The following is a 2,496-nucleotide window of genomic DNA, read 5'->3' on the forward strand; positions in this document are numbered from 1 at the left end:
TTTTCACATTATAAAATCTTATGAGAAGAATTTATAATGTTTTTTTATCAAATTTGAAACTGAAAATGTACTAGCTTGATAATGAAGCYTGGCTATTAGAATTGAAAAATTTTAGTTTTATTATAATTAAYAGAAATGAGAGTAGTGTGAATATAAATCCGCTCCAAATAAGTTGGTGAATACCTAAGTTTGAAATGAACCAGCCTCCAATAGTTGTTCCTAAAGTAATTCCGAGATTTGAGAATGAAACGAATAGGCTATTACCAAATTCAGGCGCTTCTTTTGCTTCGCTTATTAACCATGTTTGACCAACAATTAATCCACCAGCATGTACGATTCCCCAAATGAATACGATAAAAATCATTGGAACAAGGTAGGAACCTAAATAATAAACCAATATGTAAACAATAGAATATAGGATAGGGAATAATATTACTGTATTTACTATACTTTTTTGTAGGAGACTACCAAATAAATGATTGCCTAAAATCATAACTATGCCGAATATGAATAGCATGATACTGATGAGAGATCCATTCATGGAAGTTACTTTGGCAAGGTACTCAGCGAAGTAGCTGTATACGGAAAACATGGCTGCAAAAAGGAATGTGACGGTTAAAATATTCAACCATAATCCTGGTTTGCCGAGTATACGAATTTGTTTGCCGAAAGACATTTTTTCTTTAACAGGCATAGAAGGAAGTAGGATTAGTATTCCAATGAATGCAAGAGTGTTAACAAGCGCTCCGAATAAGAAAGCAATTTCGAGTGAAAATTGGTCTGCAAGGTAAGAGGTTAGTGGTACACCTARAGCAAAGCCAACAGTAATTCCCATGAAAACTTTTGTAACCGCTTGACCGCTCTTTTCTGGAGGGACAAGTTTAGCAGCTGTTACAAGAGCAATTGAAAAGAAGAGTGGGTGAAGTGCTGCCGGTAAAATACGAAAAATAAGCATGATTTCAAATTGTGTTGTATAAGCGTAGATTATATTCGAAATAACAAATGCAAAAATTGCTGTTAATAAAATTATTTTGCGATTAATACTAGAGACGAGCAGAATTAAAAACGGACCAGAAATAGCAACAACTAGTGCAAATATACTTACTAAAAATCCAGCTTGTGTAGTTGAAATTCCGAATTTTTGAGTGATTTGCGGTAATACGCCGACAATACCCATCTCGGTAGTAATAATTCCGAACACACCTATTGCGAGTGTCAAAATTAGTAAAGGATTTACTTTTTTCATTTATAAAACTCTCCATTCGTATCAGTATTTTGAAAGTAAATTCATTAAAAAAGAAGCATTATTACAAGTATGATTGGATGCCAATTTTATCGGTACTATGTAATTTWAAATACAATAACAGATATCTAAATAAYTAGATATGATATATTAAAAAAWTTTCTCCTTTCTATGTTTCTTGCTTTTATAGGTAGTGCAATYTTATAAAAAGTAATTGGATACCTGTAAAAAAGCAGAATGTGTGAAAGCTAATAATCAATTGATATGCAGATTGATTATTAGCTTTCATTTTATAATTCGTTTTGAACGTATTCAGAAAACTCTCGTATTGTTTTTTCATTTCGGCGATAGTAGGTCCATTTTCCAATTCGGTCAGAGTCTAGTAGTCCTGCTTTTTTCATAGTTAATAAATAACTAGAAATAACCGATTGGGCTAAGCCAGTTTTAAGCTGGATATCTCCTACACACACTCCAACTTGAAAGTTAAGGCCTTGCTCTAAATAAGGTTTTTCATCGAAATGGTTTTCCGGATTTTTTAACCATGATAAAATTTGACATCTTGTTTCATTTGATAATGCTTTATAAATTAATAAAGGTTCCATAAGGATATTATATCTACTTTTATAGATTTGTAAATGGGTTTTGGTTATTTTAGGGGAGAAGGTATACGTGATCCTTTTAAATGTGAATGGGGTGCTTTAGCCATGGGGCTTTCTTTCTGGATGTGAATTTATAAAAAGTTGCACCGTCATAATGCTTTAGAATATGATTGGTTAAAGAGTAGGTGATGAGTACATGCAGGAAACAAAACAATTCCCGCTTATATCTGGAAATCTCTCATTAGATTTAGTGAATACAGAGTTAGTTAGGCGTGGACAACGTTATGATTTATTAATAACAGATGAAGATGTATTAGAATGGCTACATGTAGTAAAGGAGAATATTCCTTTTGACAATGAAAAGGTGCTCCAAGAGCGCATGAATCAAGTTACATCTAGCATATTAGAAATAAGAGAGGTACTGAGAAAACAGTTCGAAGCAATTGCTGATCAGCACGAAATTTCTAATGATTTTATTGTGTATTTAGAAAAACAAATTGAGAAGGCGCCATTTACATATAAAGTCATTGAACAGCGTCTCGTACCCATCCCAGTTGGAGAAATTGAGGATGTTCTCGTATCGTTAATTGCATTTGATACTTTAACGTTAATAGCAGAGAATAAGCTTATTTCTCTTAAAAGATGTTCAAACCC

The 2,496-nt window shown here is 32.7% G+C and carries 3 protein-coding genes; 1 reads left to right on the forward strand and 2 read right to left on the reverse strand.

What is annotated here, in order from left to right:
• Positions 1-70: 70 nt before the first annotated feature.
• Both AC1DJR_RS26245 and AC1DJR_RS26250 read right to left on the reverse strand, forming a co-directional pair.
• On the reverse strand, positions 71-1,246 hold the full coding sequence (locus AC1DJR_RS26245; RefSeq protein ID WP_002140622.1) for an MFS transporter: 1,176 nt from the start codon (positions 1,244-1,246) through the stop codon (positions 71-73).
• Positions 1,247-1,533: 287 nt separating this feature from the next.
• Positions 1,534-1,845, reverse strand: a complete 312-nt coding sequence (locus AC1DJR_RS26250; protein WP_002011018.1) for an ArsR/SmtB family transcription factor — start codon at positions 1,843-1,845, stop codon at positions 1,534-1,536.
• 193 nt (positions 1,846-2,038) lie between these two features.
• On the opposite strand from AC1DJR_RS26250, the gene AC1DJR_RS26255 reads away from it, so the two are divergent.
• The coding region (locus tag AC1DJR_RS26255; RefSeq protein WP_477003884.1) for an ABATE domain-containing protein at positions 2,039-2,496 on the forward strand (458 nt) is incomplete at its 3' end.

The organism is Bacillus sp. 05T31 (assembly GCF_056396725.1).

Bases quoted from the DNA above. Each gene is read 5' to 3' on its own strand.
- AC1DJR_RS26250 (WP_002011018.1), bottom strand. From the start codon at position 1,845: ATGGAACCTTTATTAATTTATAAAGCATTATCAAATGAAACAAGATGT.